Below are 19,083 nucleotides of genomic sequence, written 5' to 3'. Positions count from 1 at the left end.
GCGGGATTCAAGGCCGGTCCGTTCCGCGAACAGATTGGTCCCAGAGGGGCGCTAGGCTTCGGGGACCGGGTCGGCGTGGGCATTCAGGTGGCGCGCGAGCGTCGCAAACTCCTCGGGCGTGAGCGCCTCGGCCCGCTTGCGGCCCCAATCGTTTGGAAAGCCGACGTCCTGCTCCTTCGTCCACGCGCTCAGGCTGTTGCGGAGCATCTTGCGGCGCTGATTGAACGCGGCCCGCACGTAGCGACGCACGTCGTCGAATGGAAGATCGGCGGGCGCCGCATCGGTTCCGAACCGGACCCGGACCACCGCACTCGTCACGTCGGGCTGCGGAGAAAAGACCTGCGGGGGCACCGTGAAGAGCTTCTCCGGCGCGGCAAAGAGCTGCAGCAGAACGCTGAGAATGCCGTACGCCTTGGTGCTCGGCTCCGCAACGATCCGCTCGGCCACCTCCCGCTGCATGGTGAGCACCGCCTCGGCGAGGGACTGCCGCTGCCCCAACAGAGAGAACAGAATCGGGCTCGTGAGGTAGTACGGCGTGTTGCTAATGACGTGGAGCGGCCCGCCCTTCGCATCGGCGAGGGCGGCCCAATCCGTCTCCCGCACGTCTTCCTGCCGCACGTCCACGTCGGGCACTCGCTCGCGGAGCACGTCCACGGCCCGCTCGTCGATCTCGATGGCGGTCAAGGTCTCATGCCGTTGGGCCAGGCGCTCGGTGAGCACGCCGGTGCCGGCCCCCACCTCCACGACGTGGGCGTCCAGCGGGGCCGTCAGTGTCCCGACGATCTTCTCGGCCATGTTGGGGTCCTGCAGGAAGTTCTGGCCGAGGCTCTGCTTCGGGCGAAACGGAATGCGCACGGGACGGGCGGGTCGAGGAGGAAGGGATACACGAGTCCACACGCCTCTCGGGCCTCAACGTTCAGCGGACCTCTCCCTAGCCCAGGTGCTTCCGCCGGTTTCGGACGTAGTCTTCGAAGAGGAACGAGCCGAGGTCATCGAGCTCCGAGTAGTAGGCACGTCCCTGATTCGCCTCCGTCAGCTCGCGGACAAAGTCCCGCAGGCCCGGGTCGCGGGCGATCATAAAGGTCGTGATCGTGATGTCCTCCCGCCGGCAGACCGTGGCCTCGTCGAGCACCTTGTTCACGACCTTCCGGTCCAGGCCGTACGCGTTGCGGTACATCTCCCCGTCCTCGATGTGGCAGGACGGCTTGCCGTCGGTGATCATGAAGATCTGCTTGTTGCGGTTGTTGCGGCGGTGCAGGATGTCGCGCGCCCGCCGCAGTCCCGCCCGTGTGTTTGTGTAGTACGGCCCCACGTCGAGGTACGGCAGGTCCTCCACGTCGACCTCCCAGGCGTCGTTGCCAAAGGCCACGATGTCGAGCGAGTCCTTCGGGTACTGCGTCATGATGAGCTCCGAGAGGGCCAGCGCCACCCGCCGGGCCGGCGTAATCCGGTCTTCTCCATAGAGCACCATCGAATGGGAGAGGTCAATCATGAGCACCGTCGCCATCGAGGCGTGGTGGTCCGTTTTGTGGACCTGGAAATCATCCTCTGCGAGGGTCCAGTCGTCCCCCACGCCCGAGCGCTTGAACGAGTTGGAGAGGGTGCCGGTGACATCGAGGTTCGAGAGGTCATCCCCAAACTGCCAGTCCTTGGTCTCGGGGAGCCGCTCGTCGCCCTGCCCGGTGTACGGGGTGCGGTGCCCGCCCATGCCGCCCTTCTTCAGGTCATTGAAGATTTCCTCCAGGGCCGACTGTCGGAGCGAGCGCTCGGTGCGGGCCGTAATCTCAACCGTCTCGCCGTCTTCGCCGTCCTCCAGGTAGCCGCGCTTCTTCAGCTCCTCGATGAAGTCATCGAGGTCCTTGTCCGAACCTTCGGTCAACCCGTACTTGTCGTCGAGCTGTTCCATCCAGTCGAGGGCCTCCTCCGCGTCCCCAGCCGTGTGTTCGAGCAGCTCCTGGAAGAGGTCGAGGAGCTCCTCGAAGAGCGGCTTCTGACTGCCGTGGCGGACGGGATCCCAGTCGGTATACCGAAAACGCATGGCGGAGTGGCTGGTCTGAAGAAAAGTACTACACGAGAGGTATGCCGGACCCCCACTGTTTGTTTGTTCTTCACGGACGCATCGCGGGCATCCTTACACGGATGGGACATTCATTTCTCTCCCGTAGACCTCCGATCATCCCGAATAGGGCTCATCAAGGTACTTTTCTGCGCGCTCGTGTGCTCCGGACGCATCCTCCATGTTAAGCACCGTCCGGTAACGGTTGACGGCCATGTCGCGGCGGCCGAGGGCGTCGTACACCATGCCCTGATACAAATATCCGAGCATTCGGTAGCGCGTGTCTTCGACGGTCGTGCGGGCGGTCAACTGCTCCAGCGCCGCCAGGTGTTGGAGGGCCTCTTGATAGGCGTCCTGGTAGAGCCGGTCGCGGGCCAGGTACAGCCGGGCAATCTCTTCCATGTGGGCGTTGTAGCCCGCCCGTCCGGCCTCGGCGCGCTCCAGCACCGTCCTGAAGATGCGCCGCGCCTGCCGCCAGCGTCCCCAGCGCGCATACACCCGTCCTTCGAAGGTGTGGAAGAACGGATTGTCCGAGTGCCGCTCGCGCAGCCGGTCGGTCCACTTCCGCGTCGTTCGAAAATCATCCTCGTACAGGTAGTGGATCTTCGCGAGGAAGTAGATCGCCTCGGTCCGCACGTAGTGGCCGTTTGTGGCTGTCTCGCGGAGCCGTTCAAGGCCCTGCTCCTTGTCCCCATCGGGCAGCATCCACATGATGGCCTTCGACACCGAATACTCCTCCGGCAGAATGGCCGCGTAGTAGTCGTACATCCCTGAGCCAAAAACATAGTCGCCCCGCTCCGGGGCCCCCTCTTCCACCGTCTGGACGTTGCTGATGGCCTTTTGTGCGTTTCGGATCGTCTTCCACCAGCGATGCCGGTTGGAGTGGAGCCGCGCCAGAAAGCCGTGGGCCGCCGCCTTGAAGAGGGCCGCGTCAAAGTGGTCCGGGTCCTCTGCCAGCAGCGCGTCGCACCGCTCAACGACGGTGTTCATCTGCTCGATGAACGCCTCGTCGTGAGAGGTATCCGTGAGGTCGAGCATGATGGTCCACCACAGGTTGAGCCCCTGCAGGAACGGCCCGATGGGATGGTCGGGGTAGCGTGCATCGATCGCGTTGAACCGGGCCTTCGCCTTCTCAAACTCCATGCCGTAGAGCCGGTCGAGCCCCTCGGTGCCCGTCGTCCGCACAAACCCGTCGGTGAGCACGGAGGAGGCCTGCGCCACGGTCGTGGTCTCGGCGGCCGCCGCGGCCGGACGCACCTGGCCATGGGCACACACGGGGCCCACGGTGAGCAGCGCCCCGAACAACGCGGCGAGGCCCCAGATCGGCAATGGACGGCGGGATGAGGGGCGAGCCATGAGTGGGACAGGCCAAGCGTGGCCTCTTTGTTAGGACGCCTCGTCCGTCTTGACCCCTTGCAGGCTTTTTTCGGCGAGGAGGTTGACGGCGTGGGTCTGAACCCGCCCGTTCCGATCGCGGTGGCGGCGGCGGGCGATGGTCACCAGCCGGTCCACCAGCTCGTCGAAGGAGACGCCGGACGGCTCCCACAGGTAGAACGAAAACGAGCCCGGGATGGTGTTTATTTCGTTGAAGTAAAGCTGCCCGGTGGCCGCGTCGATCATGAAGTCGATACGGACGACGCCGGCGCACTCGAACTGGTGGAAGATGCGGACCGCCAGGTCTTGGATCTCCTCGGTCCGTTCCTCGGAGAGATTCGCCGGCACAATGCGGTCCTGCGCGGCCATGCCCTCCGGGCTCGCCTCGGCCCTTTTGGTGCCCCCCGCCTTCGTGGCTTCTTCGTCCTCCCGCATGTACTTGTCTTGGAAGGTGAGCACCTCGTCGTCCTCCCCCGCCACCGGCTCCTCCAGCACGCTGGGCGTGGCCTCGTGCACGTCCCCGAGCACCGAGCAGTTGATTTCCCGCAGTGCCTCCACGGCCCGCTCCACGATCACCTTGTCGTCGTACCGAAAGGCATCCTCGATGGCCGCGTCGAGTGCGGGGCGCGTGTCCACCTGCGCGATGCCGATGGACGACCCGCAGCGGGCCGGCTTCACGACGAGCGGATAGTCGAGGGCGGCCTCGCATTCGTCCAGGGCCGCCTCTTCCCGGTACGCCCACTCGTCCTCGCGGAACGCCACCCAATCGACCACCGGGATGCCGGCCTGTTGGCACACCTGCTTCGACAGTGCCTTGTCCATGCCGAGGGCGGAGCCGAGCACCCCGGCGCTGGTGTAGGGCACGTTGACCGTTTCGCAGAGGCCCTGCACTCCCCCACTCTCCCCGGGCCCGCCGTGCAGTCCCAGAAGCATCACATCCACCCGACGCCGCAGCCGGGGGCGCTGGAGGTGCTTCAGTACGCCCGGCGGGCGGTCCTCGATCAGCTCAAGGTGCCCGTGCGGCGTGGGCGCGAGGGAGACCGGCATCGCCGTCTCGCGCAGGGCTTCAAGGTCCCGGTACGTTTCCACCTCCAGCAGGGCATCGCCAGTGTACCACGTGCCGTCCTTCGCCACGTAGATGGGCACGGGCGTGTACCGGGTGCGGTCGAGCGCCGCGGCGGCCTGCAACGTGGAGATCACCGACACCTCGTGCTCGGGCGCCACCCCGCCGAGGACGACGCCGACCTGTAACGACTCGGAAGACACAGTGGGTCCGGGGTGGGACAAGAGACAGAACGACGCAGAGACAAGAGACCGATACGGGGAGGAGCGCCCGGACGATCCCCCAAGTGCCGAGTGCGTTTTCATCGGGCGAAGGCATCCCCCTTACGCCGCCCCACACTCCACGAACTGCCCGTCGCTGTAGACTGCCCAGGGGCGCCCCACCATCTCGGCGTCCGTGAACGGGGTGTTTTCGCTCTTCGACCGGAGGTCGTCCTCCATGAAGGTCCACTCGGTCGACGCGTCGAAGACCGTGAGCCGCGCCGGGGCGCCCTCCGCGAGCTGCGGCGCGTCGAGGCGCAGGATGCGACGCGGGGCCACGGTCAGCTTTCGCACCGCCTCCGCGACGGAGAGCACGCCGGGCTCGATCAGCTCACGCCCGATGAGGCCCCACGCCGTTTCGAGGCCGAGGATGCCGAAGGGGGCGTGGGCAAACTCGACCTGCTTTTCGTAGGACGCGTGGGGGGCGTGGTCGGTACAGATCGCGTCGATGGTGCCGTCGGCGAGACCCTCCTTCAGCGCGTCCACGTCCGCCGCCGAGCGGAGGGGCGGGTGCATCTTCGTGTTCGTGTCGAACCCAGTCCGCTCCACCGCCGCGTCAGTGAGCGTCAGGTGGTGGGTGCACACCTCCGCCGTGACGGGCAGGCCACGCGCCTTGGCCCGCCGCACCAGCTCCACGCCGCGAGCGGTGGAGATGTGGGCCACGTGGAGGGCCCCTCCAGTGAGGGCCGCCAGCTCAATATCACGGGCAATCATGACGTCTTCGGACGCCGCCGGAATGCCGTCCAGTCCGAGCCGCGCCGAGACCGCCCCCTCGTGCATCTGCCCGCTCGGGTTCAGCGTCTCCTCCTCCATGTGGTTGATGATGGGCCGGTCCAGCATGCTGCTGTACTCCAGGGCCCGCCGCATCAGTTCCGCCGTCGGCACGGGCGCCCCGTCGTCACTGAAGGCGACGGCCCCACCGTCCCGCAGGTCGGCCATCTCGGCGATCTCATTGCCGGCCCGCTCTTTCGACACGCAGGCAATGGGGTGGACGCCCACCGGTGTGTCTTCGGCCCGTTCCCGCACGAACTCCACCACGTCGCGCGTGTGGAGGGGCGGATCGGTGTTGGGCATGCAGGCCACGTCGGTAAACCCGCCCGCGAGCGCCGCGCGGCTTCCAGTCGCAACGGTTTCTTTGTGCTCGTAGCCGGGCTCGCGGAGGTGGACGTGCATGTCCATCCATCCCGGCGAGATGAGCATTCCCGAGGCGTCGTACACGGGGAGGTCGTCGTCCACGTCCGGAACGTCTCCGATGGCCGCGATCGTGCCGTCTCGAATCAGCAGGTCGGCGTCCTGGGTCGTTTGGGGGCGGGGCCGAAGCAGGGTGCCGCCGCGGAGGAGAAGGTGGGGAGTCATGCGAAAAATGCGCGTCGTGGAGAAATGCGATCCACCCAGAAGGTACGGTCTCGACGCTCCTCCGTCAACGGCCCCGGCCCCCTTGTCAAAAGCCGGTGGAGGCGGTCTCTGTGGGCCGTTTTGGTGGCACTTCCGGCCCCAATTTTGTACACTTAATAGTCTAGAATCCTGCTTGAAAATAGACATCGAGCCGAGACACAGCGGGCGGCACGCACAAGCGGGGTCTGCACGCCCCCGGAGCCGCCGCCACAGGACTCCTGCGGGCCCCACTGCGCGAGACCCGCAAAGTCACAGCGCTGGGAGCACAGCGACCAAGTACTTTCAGAGTGCGCTGGGAGCACAGTACCCAAGTCCTCTGGGGGCCACAGACAGTCCACCCAGCAGGTTCTGACACCCTGTCATCTAAGTTCTGGGCTCGTCTCTCCGTCACCACCCTCTAAATTAGCCTCTCTTCCGCACTATGGAAGCCGACGACAGCCGCGTAATCCCGATCAACATCGAGGAGGAGATGAAGTCCTCCTACATCGACTACTCGATGTCGGTGATCGTGAGCCGTGCGCTCCCGGACGTCCGCGACGGCCTGAAGCCGGTGCACCGCCGCGTCCTGTACGGCATGCACGAGCTCGGCCTCACCCAGGGCGCGAACTACAAGAAGAGCGCCCGCATCGTGGGAGAGGTCCTCGGAAAGTATCACCCACACGGCGACTCGTCGGTCTACGACACGCTGGTGCGCATGGCCCAGCACTTCTCGATGCGCTACCCGCTGGCCGACGGGCAGGGCAACTTCGGCTCCGTCGACGGCGACTCGGCCGCGGCCATGCGGTACACGGAGGCCCGCATGACGCGGATCGCCGAGCAGATGCTGACCGACATCGGGAAGGAGACCGTCGACACGCAGGAAAACTTCGACGGGACGCTGGAGGAGCCGACGGTGCTCCCGGCGGCCTTCCCCAACATGCTCGTGAACGGGGCCGACGGCATCGCGGTCGGCATGGCCACGAAAATTCCGCCGCACAACCTGGGGGAGACGATCGATGCGACGGTGGCCTACGTCGACGATCCGGACATCGCGATCGACGACTTGATGGAGCACCTTCCGGCGCCGGACTTCCCCACCGGCGGCATCATCTACGGCTACGCTGGCGTCTACGAGGCGTACCATACGGGCCGGGGCCGCGTCGTCATGCGTGCCAAGATGCACGAGGAGGAGGTGCGCAGTGGGCGCGACGCCCTCGTGGTCACCGAGCTGCCGTACCAGGTGAACAAGAGCCGCGAGGTGGAGCGAATCGCCGACCGCGTGCGCCAGGAACGCATCGAGGGGATCGCCGACCTGCGCGACGAGAGCGACCGAAACGGCCTCCGCATCGTGATCGAGCTGAAGCAGGGGGCCAACGCCGAAATCGTCAAGAATCAGGTCTACAAGCACTCCCGCCTGCAGGACACGTTCGGGGTGAACATGGTGGCGCTGGTGAACGGGCGGCCGAAGGTGGTCACCCTGAAGGACGCGATCCGGCACTACGTGGACCACCGCCACGAGATCGTCGTCCGCCGCACGGAGTACGACCTGGAGCAGGCCCAGGACCGCGCCCACATCCTGGAGGGCCTCACCCTGGCGCTCGACCACCTCGACGCGGTCATCGCCATCATCCGCCACTCGCCCGACACCGGCACGGCCCGCCAGAACCTACGCCAGGGCCGCTATCCGGATGCGCTCAGCGACGCCGACCTGGACGAGATCAACGTGCCGCACGCCCCCCCCGTGGAGGCCGACGAAGGGCAGGACACCGTGCAGAAGCTGCTGGGGGACGAGTACGCGGAGCTGGTCGATCAGCCCGAGGCGGGCCACTGGCTGACCGAGGCCCAGGCCAACGCCATCCTGCGCCTGCGCCTGAGCCGCCTGACCGGGCTGGAGCGCGAGAAGATTATCGGCGAGTACGAGGACATCATCGAGAAAATTCGGGAGTTCCAGCGGATCTTAAACAGCCGCGACCGCCGGATGGAGCTCATCAAGGAGGAGCTGCTCAAGGTCAAGGACCGATTCGACGACGAGCGCCGCACCGAGATCGACTACACCGGCGGCGACGACATCATCATCGAGGACCTGATCGAGCGGGAGCACGTCGTCGTGACGATTACAAACCAGGGCTTGACGAAGCGAACCCCCATCGACACGTATCGCACGCAGGGGCGGGGGGGCGTCGGCATGCGGGGCACCGGCAAGCGGGAGGACGACCTCATCGAGCACCTCTACGTGTGCCACTCGCACGACGTGCTGCTCCTCTTCACCGACAAGGGCCAGTGCTTCTGGCTCCGCCCGTTCGAAATTCCGGAGGGCGGCCGCACGGCGAAAGGCCGCTCGATCCGGCAGCTCCTCGACCTCGACCCGGACGACCGCGTGCGGGCTGTCATCAGCGTGGGCAAGGAGGAGTTCGAGGACGAGGACTTCCTCAACAGCCACTACGTCCTCGCCGCCACACGGCAGGGCCAGGTCAAAAAGACCGCGCTCGAAGCGTACAGTCGCCCCCGCTCCAACGGCATCATCGGCATCAAGATCGACGAGGGCGACCAGCTCATCGAGGCGTCCCTCACCGGCGGCGACAACACGGTCGTGGTGGCCTCCTCCGGCGGCCGGGCCGTGCACTTCGACGAGGGCGACGCCCGTCCCATGGGCCGCAACACGCGCGGCGTGCGGGGCATGAAGCTGCCCGGCGACCAGGAGCTGGTGGGCATGATCTCGGTGCCCCCAGAGATGCACGACGACCTCGACGTGCTGGCCCTCACGGAGCACGGCTACGGCAAGCGCACGGCCCTGTCCGACTACCGCGTGCAGGGGCGGGGCGGCAAGGGCCTCATCACCCTGAACCGCACCGACCGCACGGGCGACCTCGTGTCGATCAAGGGCGTGCTCGGGGCCGAAGACCTGATGGTCATCACCGAGGGCGGCATCATGATTCGCACCCGGGTCGGGGAGATCAGCACGATGGGCCGCAACACGCAGGGCGTGCAGGTGATCGACCTGAAGGACGGCGACGCGATTGCCGACGTCACCCGGGTGGCCGACACAGACGAGCCGGAGGTCGAGGACGAGCCCCCTGCCGACGAAACCCTCGACGGTGAGTCCCCCAGCGACGCCGCGGCCGCCACGAACGGCGCGATGGACGACGATGCCGCCAGCGACGCAGTGGACGACGCCTCCTCGTAGCCCGTCCCCCTATCGGGATGGGCTCCCGTGAGGAGACTTGCTTCCTCAGGGGCGCTGCCCATCTCGCCTGGGCTAGCGAACGTGAACGGCCTTCGTGGTGGCGGCAAAGTCTTCGTTCCAGACACGGAAGAAGTATGTGCCGCTGCTGAGCGACGCCGGCAATTCTCCCCCGAGGTCGAGCGACTCGGCATCTCCAATCTCTCGGCTTAGGATCGGAGTCGCCACGCGACGACCGAGGAGATCATAGACATCCACCCGGACGGCCTGACGGGTGTCCTGCGCCTCGGGAAATGTGACGGAAAGATTCAGGTCATTCCGGAATGGGTTCGGGTAGGCCGTCACGTTCACCTCGGACGTTCGCAACGCAACCTGCGCGCTGCCTCTCGTGACGAGACTGTCCGCCCCGGTGCTCGTTTCTGTGACTCCCTGTATACGGAAGCGATGCGTGCCCACGGGCAGATTTTCGATTGTCTGGCTGTACTCCCCAGCCCCCTTCGACTCGATTCGGACCCGGTCCTCAAAGCCCTCCCCAAAGTAGCCTTGCTGAACCACGAAGGCGTCCAGGGTCACGTCTTCCTCTCCACCCACCTGTCGCCATGTCAGGTCCACGGCCCCGTCCCCGCCCCCCATTGCGCGTCCCTCTCCACTCGCGTTGGTAATGGCCACGTCCACCGCCGGTACGGCCGGCTCGGCCTGCACGAAGCCGTGGCCGCTCCACAGGTCTATGCCCTCTCCATTGGCAAACTCGACAAAATCACCGTCTCGCCGTTGGCGCGAGGTCACGTCGGCCGCGGTATTCTCCAGGCGGCCGTAGACCTCCGACGGGGTAAGACCGGGCCGCGCCTGTTGAATGAGCGCCCCAATGGCCGCGATGTTCGGCGCCGCCGCTGAGGTGCCGAAGAAATTGGGATGGGGGTCCGGGTCAACGTTCGACGTATTCGGGAAGTCGGTGGGCAAGTCCTGACCGAAGAAGGTATTGTCAATGCCGTCGGTGCCGGTCACATCCGGCTTTTCTCGGTTTTCCGGCGCAGAGAGACGGCTGCCGTCCTGATCAAACCGAATCTGGAGCCCTCCTTTCGAGGAAAACGCCTCTAGCGTCGCCGGATCGGCGTTCGGGTTGTAGGCGGCGGTGTTGAAAAATGGCGCCGCGGCCACCGCCATCGCCCCCTCCGCCATCGGGTGGCCGTACAGCGTCGGGCCGAGCGTGTCGTACTCCTCGATCGTGACGTCGCTGTCGGTGAACGGCCCGCTGCCGCTGTACACGTACTTGATCCGATCTGGATCGGGCCCGCCGGCCTTCTCGATTACCAAAAACAGCGTCTCGGCGGTGCTTCCATCATTGGTGTACTCCATTGTCTCGGACGGCACGCCCGTGGAGATATTGTCGCGGGCCGACTGGGCCACGACAGCCCCGGCCTCATCAACCAGGGCAATGTCGAGGTCTGTGTCCGGACCCCCCGAGCCCACCCGTGCGGACGGATCCGTCCACTGAAACGAAAAGACCTGAAAGGTCCCCCCAGGCTGAATCGTGATCTCCTGGCGCGTATCAGTATTGAGCGCCGAATCGTTAAAGTCGTGGCGCACGGAGCTGGCGCTGATCACGCCCGGCTCTCCAGAATCGCGGAACGAGGCTTCGTAGGAATTTTGGCCGTCGTTGCCGGCCGAGGAGAAGTAGGTAACCCCGTCGTTGGTCACGACGTCATCGACGGCATTGGCCACCAGTCCATCCTGGTAAAACGGTTCTGAGCTGTAGCGGATGTCGTCGACAATTACGGTACAGCCCGCACTCGCCAGCTCCCGAATCCCATTCGCGAACGCAGCTACTCCTCCAATTGCGGTATGAAAGCCCAGTTCGGCCCCGGGTGCAATGTCGTGAATCAGTTGGAGCATTGCTCGTCCCTCGTCACTATCGTCGCTTCCCCCATCATCAAGCACGTCGACGGGCGTTGTCCGTCCCTCTGGGTTGTCCGCGCCGGGAAGGTCCCCAGAGCTGACGTCGTCGCTTGCCGTGACCGGGGCATCCGAGGTGTCATAGCTGTCGGACAAGGCGCACACCTTTTGTCCGCTTCCGTTGGCCCCTGTATTCAGGCGGGCCGCGTCCGCACCGTGGGCCGTATCGGCCTCCGAGCCGACGCTCCCGGCCGTCGTGCGGGCGTAGGCCGGCACCATGCCCCGGAGGGACGAAAGCGCGGCGGCCTCTTCAATCGAGGCAATCGGCAGGCGTCCCGACACGACGTTTCCGGCGCGCGCGCCCCCCTCTAGCTCTAGTTCTCGCAAGTCTTCCAGGAGGCGAGACGGATCACCAGACGCGACGGCGTCGACGGTCACGAGCCGACCGTCCGACGAGACGGGCGATACAACGCGTCCCGACTCTGTGCGCGGCTGTCCATCGCTTGTGCGTGTCTTTCGGCGCTGCCGGGACGCTTCACTGAGGGCCTGGATTCCCGCCGCGCCCTCTGTCTGCTGTTGGTGGTAGAGAAGGGCCAGCTCCATGCCTACTGCGGCCAGCGGTCCATCCTTCGCAGTTCCGTCCGGCCCGCTGACCGCCGCTCGGGCGGCCGTCAGGGCGGCCGAATTTGCCCGATCCACGGTGAGCATCCCCAGACTCTGGGGAGCTCTTCCATCCTGCCCAAACGCTCCGGGCGGAACGAGCCCCAACAGTCCCCCCACGAGCACGACGATGACAGTGGTGGTGCGATGCATGACGAGGACGCGGTTGGTCGAGTGCCATCGAAAGAGCAATGCCGTACCGGCCGGACGTCGCCGGGCCCACAGACGCTACTGCACGACGATCATCTTTTTGGTCTGCCCAACGCTCGTTTCCCCTCGCAGGCGCAGGAAGTACACACCACTGGCCCACTGACTGGCGTCGATGGAGAGGAACGTGGGCTCCTGTGCACGCACCTCTCGCTGTTCGGCGTAGATCTGTTCCCCGAGCGTATTGTACACCTCCACCTGGACGCTCTGGGGCTGCCGGGCCGTCAGGTCGAACGAGGCTGTTTCCCGCACGGGGTTCGGGTACGGCCCCAGGGCGTACACGTCGCCCTCGAAGTCGATCTGAGACTCGCGATTCGCGCTGGTAACCGCGTTCCCCGCTCCGTCCTGGGCCCGCACGCGATACTCGTACCGCCCCGGGGTCTGCTGCTCCGCCGTGTACTGCTTGGTCTGGTCGTTCCCCGCAGCCCCCTCCTGCGGAATGGTGGCCACCGGTTCGAACGCGCCGTCCCGCCCCACCCGTCGTTCCACCCGGTAGACGAAATCGCCCCTCGTTCCAGAGGGCACGGTCCACGACAGATCGATCGTTCCGCGCCCCTGCTCGTCCCGGTCCCGAATGCTTGTGGTCACCTCCTGTACATTCACGGTGTCGCGCACCTCCTCCGGCGACGCGGCGGTCGACCCGTCTGCGGTTTTCCAGCGCAGGCGGAAGGCAAAGGCGCCAAGCCCCAGATCCTCTACGGTCAGGCTCGTGCCCGAGACCTCGGACGCGTCCACCCGCTTGACCTCTTCGAAAGCCCCGCCGAAGTACTGGCGGTCGACGATGTACTCTTGGATATTCGCGTCGTCCGCCTCACTCCACGAGAGGGTCCGGCTGCCGTTGCGCCCGTCGGTCGGCTGCACCTCCACGGCAAAGAGTGCTCGGAAGTACTGCTCGCACCCGACCCCAAGCGGCCAGCCCATGTCCTGAAGCTGGCCACACATGACCGGGCCGGGCTGGCGATTCGTCTCGGCGGCCCCGATTTGGGGGGTCATGAGCGCATTCGGGGACTCCTCGGAGTACGTCCTCTCGTCCAGGTGGGCAATGCTCGATCCTTCTTCGAAAGGAGAAGGCGCGTACATCCGTGGCGGAACAGGGCCGTCCCCCAACTCAGCCGCCACGCTTGCCCCCTCATCCGCAAAAAAGAGCTGCTCGCTCGTCAGTGCATCGCCGAGGTTTTCCGACGGATTGGAGAAATTGGTCAGCGATGCAAGCGACCCATCGGACTCTTTTTCCGCCAACCGACGTCCAAACGGGCCGGGCGACCGCTCATTGCCGGTCACTTGACCGTCCCTATTGAAGTCGACTCCGTAACTGCCGGTCCCGTTGCTGTGGCTGAATACATCGGTGTAATTCAGGCCGTGTCCAATCTCGTGGAGCACAACGCTCGTAAAGTCAATCATCCCTGACGGGGCCGGGCTCTCCTCGAAGTGCCAATCGGTCCGCTGGTCGTTGAACTGCGCGAAGACGTCTGGGTCGCCGGGAAACTGATCCGTCTCGGTGATAGCGTCGAACAGGGGGAAGCCGACAATCGTGTCCCCATCGTCGTCGCCGTTTGCGTCTACCAGCGCAAGACTGGGTCCCGCAGCCCCCAACGTTCTTTCTCCAAGGGACTCCCACCGAGCATCAATCCGAATCGTGACCGAAGAGGAAATATGCATTTCCCAGATCTCTACCGCCCGTTGAAACGCCTCCTGGGCTTCGGCCGGGAAGTCATTGCTGTAACTTACCTCGATGGTAGCCATCTGCTTTGCGGGGGCCTTCGCGCGCATCCCGTCCGGATACTGCTCCACGAACAGGTCCCGGTCGATCTTGCGCAGTCCGCAGTCCTGGTACGTGACAGCCGCCTGCCCAAATGACATTCGGTCTACGACCTCCCACGACGAAGATTGGGCGACGGTCGTCGCGGGAGTGCAGAGCAGAACCAATGCCCCAATGCAGACCCCCATCCCGACAGGTCGTAGAGAAAGCATCATAGACACAAGGATCGTCAGTAAAAAGCAAACGGGGACACGGCGCCCATCCAGTGCACAGTCTCAGTGCCCACGACGGACCGCGGCGTGGACACTACAGACGCCCAAGGTAATAGGCGAGCCCCAACGTAAACGGAAACGTCGTGACGGCATTTTCTTTGCCGCCCGGCAGGCTCCCGGTCACGCGCGTCTCCGCAGTGAGCGACAGCCCGCCGGCAAGCCGCAGGGCCGCCCCGAAGCCCACGTCGCCGCCGGCGTCCGTCACGTCGGCCTCCGCGAGCTGGAATTCGTCCCCGGCCGCCTCAATGCGAGTGCCATCAATAGTCGTCCGCACCACCCCGAGGCCAACCAGGAAGTACGGGGTGATGCGCCCGATCGAGGTGAGAGAAAGTTGCCCTTCGAATGACAGTGACCGAAGACGCCCGTCCGGACACGAATTTACACAGCGATCAACGGAAGGCGAAATATCATCACTTCCCACACGCAACTGGGACTGCTGCGCGCGGAGACGCCCCTCCAGCGAGAAGTTATCCGTGAGCGTCCACACGAGCCCCACCGCGGCGTACCCGCTCGGCCCGGATCCAGGATCGATCTCAGCGGTCTCGTCCTGTCCCTGCACCGAGACGTCCACCTCCGTCGACGGAAGGGCCCATCCACCCCCGGCCTCCACCCGCACGGCCTGCGCCTCGGCCCGCCCGCCCCCGAGCAGCACAAAGACGACGATCAACAGCGACGCTGCGGGGAAGAAACGGAGGTGCATAGAGAGAATTGGGCGGTTGCAGAACAGGATGATGGGAATATGTCAGCGACCCCAACGCAGACTCTTTCGGCTCGTTCTCTCGGGATTTGCTTTTCCTTCAACAGCCGTTCGTCTGTCCGCCCCCCGCGTCCCGGTCCCTACCTGCTTCGAACGGTGGCTTTTTCCCCCGCGGCTTCTTTTCTTTGGAATGCTCCTCTCCTCTTGGGAGCGTTCCTTCATTGCCCTTCCTACCGACCTCACCTCCAACATGGCCAACACGCCGATCGAATTTGGGACCGACGGCTGGCGGGCCGTCATTGCCGACGACTACACCTTCGCCAACCTCGAACGTGTGGCCCAGGCCACTGCGGACTGGCTGCACGACGACTACGGCGACGCGCCGTCGGTCGTCCTTGGACACGACACCCGCTTTCTCGGAACTGAGTTTGCCGAACGGGCCGCTCGTGTGCTCGCGGAGGCGGGTGTCGACGTGACGCTGGCCGACTCGGTCGTCTCTACCCCGGCCGTCAGCTGGGCCACCCAGGCCGCCGGGCACGACGCCGGCGTGGTGATTACCGCCAGCCACAACCCGCCCACCTATAGCGGCTACAAGATCAAGGCGCACTTCGGCGGCCCCGCGCCCCCCGACATGATCGCCTCTGTCGAGGCAGCCGTGCCGGACCACGACGTGGACACCACGTCCCTCTCAGCCTTCGGCGCCCTTGCCGCCGACGGCACGATCGGCACCAACGACGTTCGGGGCGGGTACCTCGATGCCCTCCGAGACGCCCTCGACGTGGCGGCGATTCAGGACGCCGACCTCACAATCGCCCACGATGCCATGTTCGGCGCGGCCCAGGGGCTCGTGGAGGCCCTGATTGGGGACGGCGTGGTGCCTCTCCGCCACGACCTCAACCCCGGGTTCTACGGCGTGGCCCCGGAGCCCATCGCGGACCGACTGGGCGAGCTGTCCGACACCGTGGCCAACAGCGACGCTCAGGTCGGCCTCGCCAACGACGGCGACGGCGACCGCATTGGCATGGTGGACGAGCACGGCACCTACGTGAGCTCCCACCGCATCCTCGCCCTGCTGGTGAAGTACCTCCACGAGGAGCGGGGCCTCACCGGCTCGATCGTGAAGACGTTCTCCACCACCCACCTGCTTGACAAGATGGGCGCCCACTACGGGCTCGACGTGGAGACCACACCCATCGGGTTCAAGCACATCGCCCCCAAGATGGCCGAGGGCGACGTGCTCGTGGGCGGCGAAGAGTCGGGCGGCATCGCAGCGGCCGGCCACATCCCGGAGCGCGACGGCGTCTACATCGGCCTCCTCCTCGTGGAAATGATGGTGGAGCGCGGGATGCTATTGTCAGAGCTCGTCGACGAGCTGCTGGAAGAGTTCGGCCCGCACTACAACTACCGCGACGACATCCACATCCGCGAAGACCAGAAGGCGGACGTACTGGACCGGCTCAACACCCAGGGCGGCCTCGACACGGTGAACGGCCACGCGGTGCAGGAGGTGCAGACGCTCGACGGCTTCAAGCACCTCACCGACGACGGCTGGCTCCTCATCCGCCCCTCCGGCACCGAGCCCGTGCTGCGCGTCTACTCGGAGGCCGAATCGCCCGAGGCGGCCGAGGCACTGGTCAAAGACGCCTCCCGACAGCTCGGGCTCAACGAGTAGGACCTCCCGTCCAGATCCCACGCGGTCATGCCCCGGGCGCCTTTTACCCTCACCATTGTCGCCGTGCTCGTGGCCGGCGTCGCCCTGGCGCTGTACGGGCCGGGCACGGGCGAGCCGGCCCTGCTCATCGCGAACAAGAACGGGGCGTCGCTCTACGTCGTGGATCCGGCCTCGGGACAGGTGACCGATAGTGTGTCGACGGGGGCAGGCCCGCACGAGGTGGCCGCGGCCCCGAAAACGCGCCGTGCCTTCGTGGCCAATTACGGCGACGGCACGATCTCGGCAATCGACGTCGACGGCCCGACCGAGACGGCCCGGTGGCAGCTGCCGGCAACCCAGCGGCCGCACGGAATCGGGGTGGGCCCCAACGAGGAGCGCGTCTACGTTACGGCCGAAGACCGGCAGGCCGTCCTCGAGCTCGACGCGGCGTCCGGAACGGTGCGGCGCACGTTTGAGACCGGACGAGACGTGACCCATATGCTGGCGCTTGCCCCCAATGCCCCTGCGCTCTACGCGACGAGCATTGGCAGCGGCACGCTGTCGAAAGTCGACCTAGAGACGGGAGACGTGGGCCCGCATGTCGCGACGGGCGCGGGCGCGGAGGGCCTCGGGGTAACGCCCGATGGCGAAGAGGTGTGGGTCACGAACCGGGCCGACGATACGGTCTCGATTTTGCACGCCGCCTCCACGTCGGAGAGAGACACCCTTTCCGTGGACGGCTTTCCAATCCGCGTGGACGTGTCCCCGGACGGCCGTCATGCGCTCGTTTCGGCCCCGCGGGCCGGAGAGGTGGCGCTGTACAACGCACAGAGCCGCCGCCTAATGACGCGCCTTGAAGTGGGCAGCAAGCCGATCGGTGTGCTCGCCCCCACCGACGATCGGGCATACGTGGCCAACGCCGGATCGGGCACTGTGAGCATTGTTGACCTGAACGCTCGTGCCGTCACGGACACCATCCCCGCAGGCCGAGGCCCGGACGGCATGGCGTACGTGCCTGCCCTGTAGTGCCCGCTCCGCGACGGCCCTCTACGCGACGGCCGACTCGGCCGGGCTTGGGTTCTGTTCGTCCTCCACAATCTCGCCCCCGCGGAGGTGCAGGATGCGCTCCGTGCGGGCGGCCAGCTCCTGGTCGTGGCTGACCAGCACAAGCGTCGTCCCCGTCGTCTCGTTGAGGTCAAAGAGCAGGTCTTCGATTCGGCCGGCCGTCTCAGCATCGAGGTTGCCGGTGGGCTCGTCCGCAAAGAGCACGCGGGGCCGGTTGATGAAGGCACGGGCCATGGCCACCCGTTGGCGCTCGCCCCCCGAGAGCTGCGACGGGTAGTGGCCGAGCCGATCGCCCAGTCCCGTTTTGGCGAGCAGGTCCGCCGCCCGGTCGTGCGGGTCGGCGTCACCCCGCAATTCTGCCGGGACCATCACGTTCTCCACCGCCGTGAGCGTCGGGAGCAGGCGGAAGGTCTGGAAGACGAACCCGACGTTCTGGTTGCGCACCTCGGCCCGCTGGTCCTCGTCGAGCGGACGCAGCCCAACACCACAAAGCTCTACGCGGCCCGTCGTGGGCTGGTCGAGGCCGGCGCAGAGTCCCAGCAGAGTCGTCTTGCCGCTGCCCGACGGGCCGACAATGGAGCAGGTATCGCCCTCGTCTACCGAGAAGCTCACGTCGTCAATGACGGTTAGGGTACGCCCCCCGCTGGGAAACGTCTTCGTCAGGGACTCGACCTGAAGCACGGATGCCTCGCTCATAGGCACTCGGGAAGGATCGGTGGGAAAGGGATGGAGGGAAGGCTGCTGGCCAACCGGCCCCGGAAACCCTGTCGCGTCGGTTTCGGTTCGGCGGGCCAGATGGTTCGACTCTTGCCGACAGTTTTGCCTCACTCATGTCAAGCGTCCGCCTATACCTGTTTCTGCTCGTCGGGGTTCTGGGCCTGGTGGGCTGTGGGCAGGATCGTTCCACTTCGTCGCCTGCTGCCTCATCGGACGACACGACCGCATCTGCTGCCGCGTCCGCCCCGGATCCGGCGGACACGTCCCGCACGGAAGCCCGCGTGCTCGTCCTCGGCAACAGCATTGCCGCCGGCGCCGGCGTGTCGCCCCAGGAGGCCTTCCCGGCCCTGCTTCAGCGGAAGGCCGACTCGCTCGGGTGGGACGTGCAGGTCCAGAACGCGGGCGTGAGCGGCGAGACGACAGCCGGGGGCCTGGAGCGCATCGGGTGGGTCCTGCAGGACTCGGTGGACGTGCTCGTGCTGGAGCTCGGGGGCAACGACGGCCTGCGCGGCATCGATCCCGGCGTCACCCGCAAAAACCTGCGGGGCATCATCGATACGACCCTGAGCACATACCCGGGGGCACACGTCCTTCTGGCAGGGATGCAAGTTCCCCCGAATCTCGGCCAGGGGTACGCCCGGCAGTTCCGCCAGGTCTACCCGACGGTCGCCGAGGCGTACGGCCGCGTCACACTGATCCCGTTCATCCTCAACGACATCGCCGGATCCGACTCCCTAATGCAGGACGACGGCATCCATCCTGCCGCCGCCGGCCACCGCCTCATGGCCCAGACCGTGTGGAAGAAGCTGCGACCGCTCCTGGAGCAAATACGCACCCAAGAACCAGCATAATCC

13 protein-coding genes are annotated in these 19,083 nt (G+C 66.0%); 4 read left to right on the top strand and 9 right to left on the bottom strand.

Features of this window, described 5'->3' with window-relative positions; genetic code table 11:
• Positions 1-51: 51 nt before the first annotated feature.
• The 5 genes from rsmA to B7R93_RS09715 form a co-directional block, all read right to left on the bottom strand.
• Positions 52-855, bottom strand: a complete 804-nt coding sequence (rsmA, locus tag B7R93_RS09735) for a 16S rRNA (adenine(1518)-N(6)/adenine(1519)-N(6))-dimethyltransferase RsmA (RefSeq protein ID WP_103020557.1) — start codon at positions 853-855, stop codon at positions 52-54.
• Between the two features lie 76 nt (positions 856-931).
• Positions 932-2,038, bottom strand: a complete 1,107-nt coding sequence (locus B7R93_RS09730; RefSeq protein WP_103020556.1) for a vWA domain-containing protein — start codon at positions 2,036-2,038, stop codon at positions 932-934.
• Positions 2,039-2,173: 135 nt separating this feature from the next.
• Positions 2,174-3,412, bottom strand: coding sequence for a tetratricopeptide repeat protein (locus B7R93_RS09725; protein ID WP_232798270.1), 1,239 nt, complete (start codon positions 3,410-3,412; stop codon positions 2,174-2,176).
• 30 nt (positions 3,413-3,442) lie between these two features.
• A complete protein-coding gene (locus B7R93_RS09720; RefSeq protein WP_232798269.1) occupies positions 3,443-4,696 on the bottom strand; it encodes a D-alanine--D-alanine ligase family protein in 1,254 nt (417 codons plus the stop codon).
• A gap of 120 nt (positions 4,697-4,816) precedes the next feature.
• Complete coding sequence (locus tag B7R93_RS09715; protein WP_103020554.1) at positions 4,817-6,109, bottom strand: dihydroorotase; 1,293 nt, start codon at positions 6,107-6,109, stop codon at positions 4,817-4,819.
• A gap of 460 nt (positions 6,110-6,569) precedes the next feature.
• Between B7R93_RS09715 and gyrA the strand changes: the two genes are divergently transcribed.
• Positions 6,570-9,311 carry a DNA gyrase subunit A gene (gene gyrA / locus B7R93_RS09710; RefSeq protein WP_103020553.1) on the top strand — a complete coding sequence of 914 codons (2,742 nt, stop codon included), beginning with the start codon at positions 6,570-6,572 and terminating at the stop codon, positions 9,309-9,311.
• 72 nt (positions 9,312-9,383) lie between these two features.
• On the opposite strand, the gene B7R93_RS09705 is transcribed toward gyrA, so the two are convergent.
• From B7R93_RS09705 to B7R93_RS09695, 3 genes are all read right to left on the bottom strand, one after another.
• Positions 9,384-12,014: a S8 family serine peptidase gene (locus B7R93_RS09705; RefSeq protein WP_157942263.1), complete on the bottom strand. Its 2,631-nt coding sequence runs from the start codon at positions 12,012-12,014 to the stop codon at positions 9,384-9,386.
• A gap of 75 nt (positions 12,015-12,089) precedes the next feature.
• A complete protein-coding gene (locus B7R93_RS09700; RefSeq protein WP_103020552.1) occupies positions 12,090-14,042 on the bottom strand; it encodes a T9SS type A sorting domain-containing protein in 1,953 nt (650 codons plus the stop codon).
• Positions 14,043-14,133: 91 nt separating this feature from the next.
• The gene (locus B7R93_RS09695) at positions 14,134-14,799 is read right to left on the bottom strand and encodes an outer membrane beta-barrel protein (RefSeq protein WP_103020551.1); all 666 of its coding nucleotides are present in this window, start codon (positions 14,797-14,799) and stop codon (positions 14,134-14,136) included.
• A 187-nt stretch (positions 14,800-14,986) separates the two neighbouring features.
• Here B7R93_RS09695 and B7R93_RS09690 point away from each other — a divergent pair, with 187 nt between their 5' ends.
• Together B7R93_RS09690 and B7R93_RS09685 are read left to right on the top strand one after the other, a co-directional pair.
• Positions 14,987-16,468, top strand: a complete 1,482-nt coding sequence (locus B7R93_RS09690) for a phosphoglucomutase/phosphomannomutase family protein (protein ID WP_232798267.1) — start codon at positions 14,987-14,989, stop codon at positions 16,466-16,468.
• Between the two features lie 27 nt (positions 16,469-16,495).
• Positions 16,496-17,473, top strand: coding sequence for a YVTN family beta-propeller repeat protein (locus B7R93_RS09685; protein WP_103020550.1), 978 nt, complete (start codon positions 16,496-16,498; stop codon positions 17,471-17,473).
• A 21-nt stretch (positions 17,474-17,494) separates the two neighbouring features.
• Here the strand turns inward: B7R93_RS09685 and B7R93_RS09680 are convergent, their stop codons facing one another.
• Positions 17,495-18,208, bottom strand: coding sequence for an ABC transporter ATP-binding protein (locus B7R93_RS09680; protein ID WP_198598635.1), 714 nt, complete (start codon positions 18,206-18,208; stop codon positions 17,495-17,497).
• 134 nt (positions 18,209-18,342) lie between these two features.
• On the opposite strand from B7R93_RS09680, the gene B7R93_RS09675 reads away from it, so the two are divergent.
• Positions 18,343-19,080: an arylesterase gene (locus B7R93_RS09675; protein ID WP_103020549.1), complete on the top strand. Its 738-nt coding sequence runs from the start codon at positions 18,343-18,345 to the stop codon at positions 19,078-19,080.
• Positions 19,081-19,083: the final 3 nt, after the last annotated feature.

Origin of the sequence: Salinibacter altiplanensis, from assembly GCF_002894645.1 — a bacterium.
Lineage (GTDB): Bacteria > Bacteroidota > Rhodothermia > Rhodothermales > Salinibacteraceae > Salinibacter > Salinibacter altiplanensis.
This window is presented reverse-complemented; position numbering and strand designations above follow the sequence as displayed.

What these genes read in the sequence shown, in the direction of transcription:
- B7R93_RS09685 (WP_103020550.1), top strand. Translation starts at nt 16,496, where the DNA reads ATGCCCCGGGCGCCTTTTACCCTCACCATTGTCGCCGTGCTCGTGGCC.
- B7R93_RS09700 (WP_103020552.1), bottom strand. Translation starts at nt 14,042, where the DNA reads ATGATGCTTTCTCTACGACCTGTCGGGATGGGGGTCTGCATTGGGGCA.
- gyrA (WP_103020553.1), top strand. Translation starts at nt 6,570, where the DNA reads ATGGAAGCCGACGACAGCCGCGTAATCCCGATCAACATCGAGGAGGAG.
- B7R93_RS09705 (WP_157942263.1), bottom strand. Translation starts at nt 12,014, where the DNA reads ATGCATCGCACCACCACTGTCATCGTCGTGCTCGTGGGGGGACTGTTG.
- B7R93_RS09675 (WP_103020549.1), top strand. Translation starts at nt 18,343, where the DNA reads ATGTCAAGCGTCCGCCTATACCTGTTTCTGCTCGTCGGGGTTCTGGGC.
- B7R93_RS09690 (WP_232798267.1), top strand. Translation starts at nt 14,987, where the DNA reads ATGCTCCTCTCCTCTTGGGAGCGTTCCTTCATTGCCCTTCCTACCGAC.
- B7R93_RS09725 (WP_232798270.1), bottom strand. Translation starts at nt 3,412, where the DNA reads ATGGCTCGCCCCTCATCCCGCCGTCCATTGCCGATCTGGGGCCTCGCC.
- B7R93_RS09730 (WP_103020556.1), bottom strand. Translation starts at nt 2,038, where the DNA reads ATGCGTTTTCGGTATACCGACTGGGATCCCGTCCGCCACGGCAGTCAG.
- B7R93_RS09715 (WP_103020554.1), bottom strand. Translation starts at nt 6,109, where the DNA reads ATGACTCCCCACCTTCTCCTCCGCGGCGGCACCCTGCTTCGGCCCCGC.
- B7R93_RS09695 (WP_103020551.1), bottom strand. Translation starts at nt 14,799, where the DNA reads ATGCACCTCCGTTTCTTCCCCGCAGCGTCGCTGTTGATCGTCGTCTTT.
- B7R93_RS09680 (WP_198598635.1), bottom strand. Translation starts at nt 18,208, where the DNA reads ATGAGCGAGGCATCCGTGCTTCAGGTCGAGTCCCTGACGAAGACGTTT.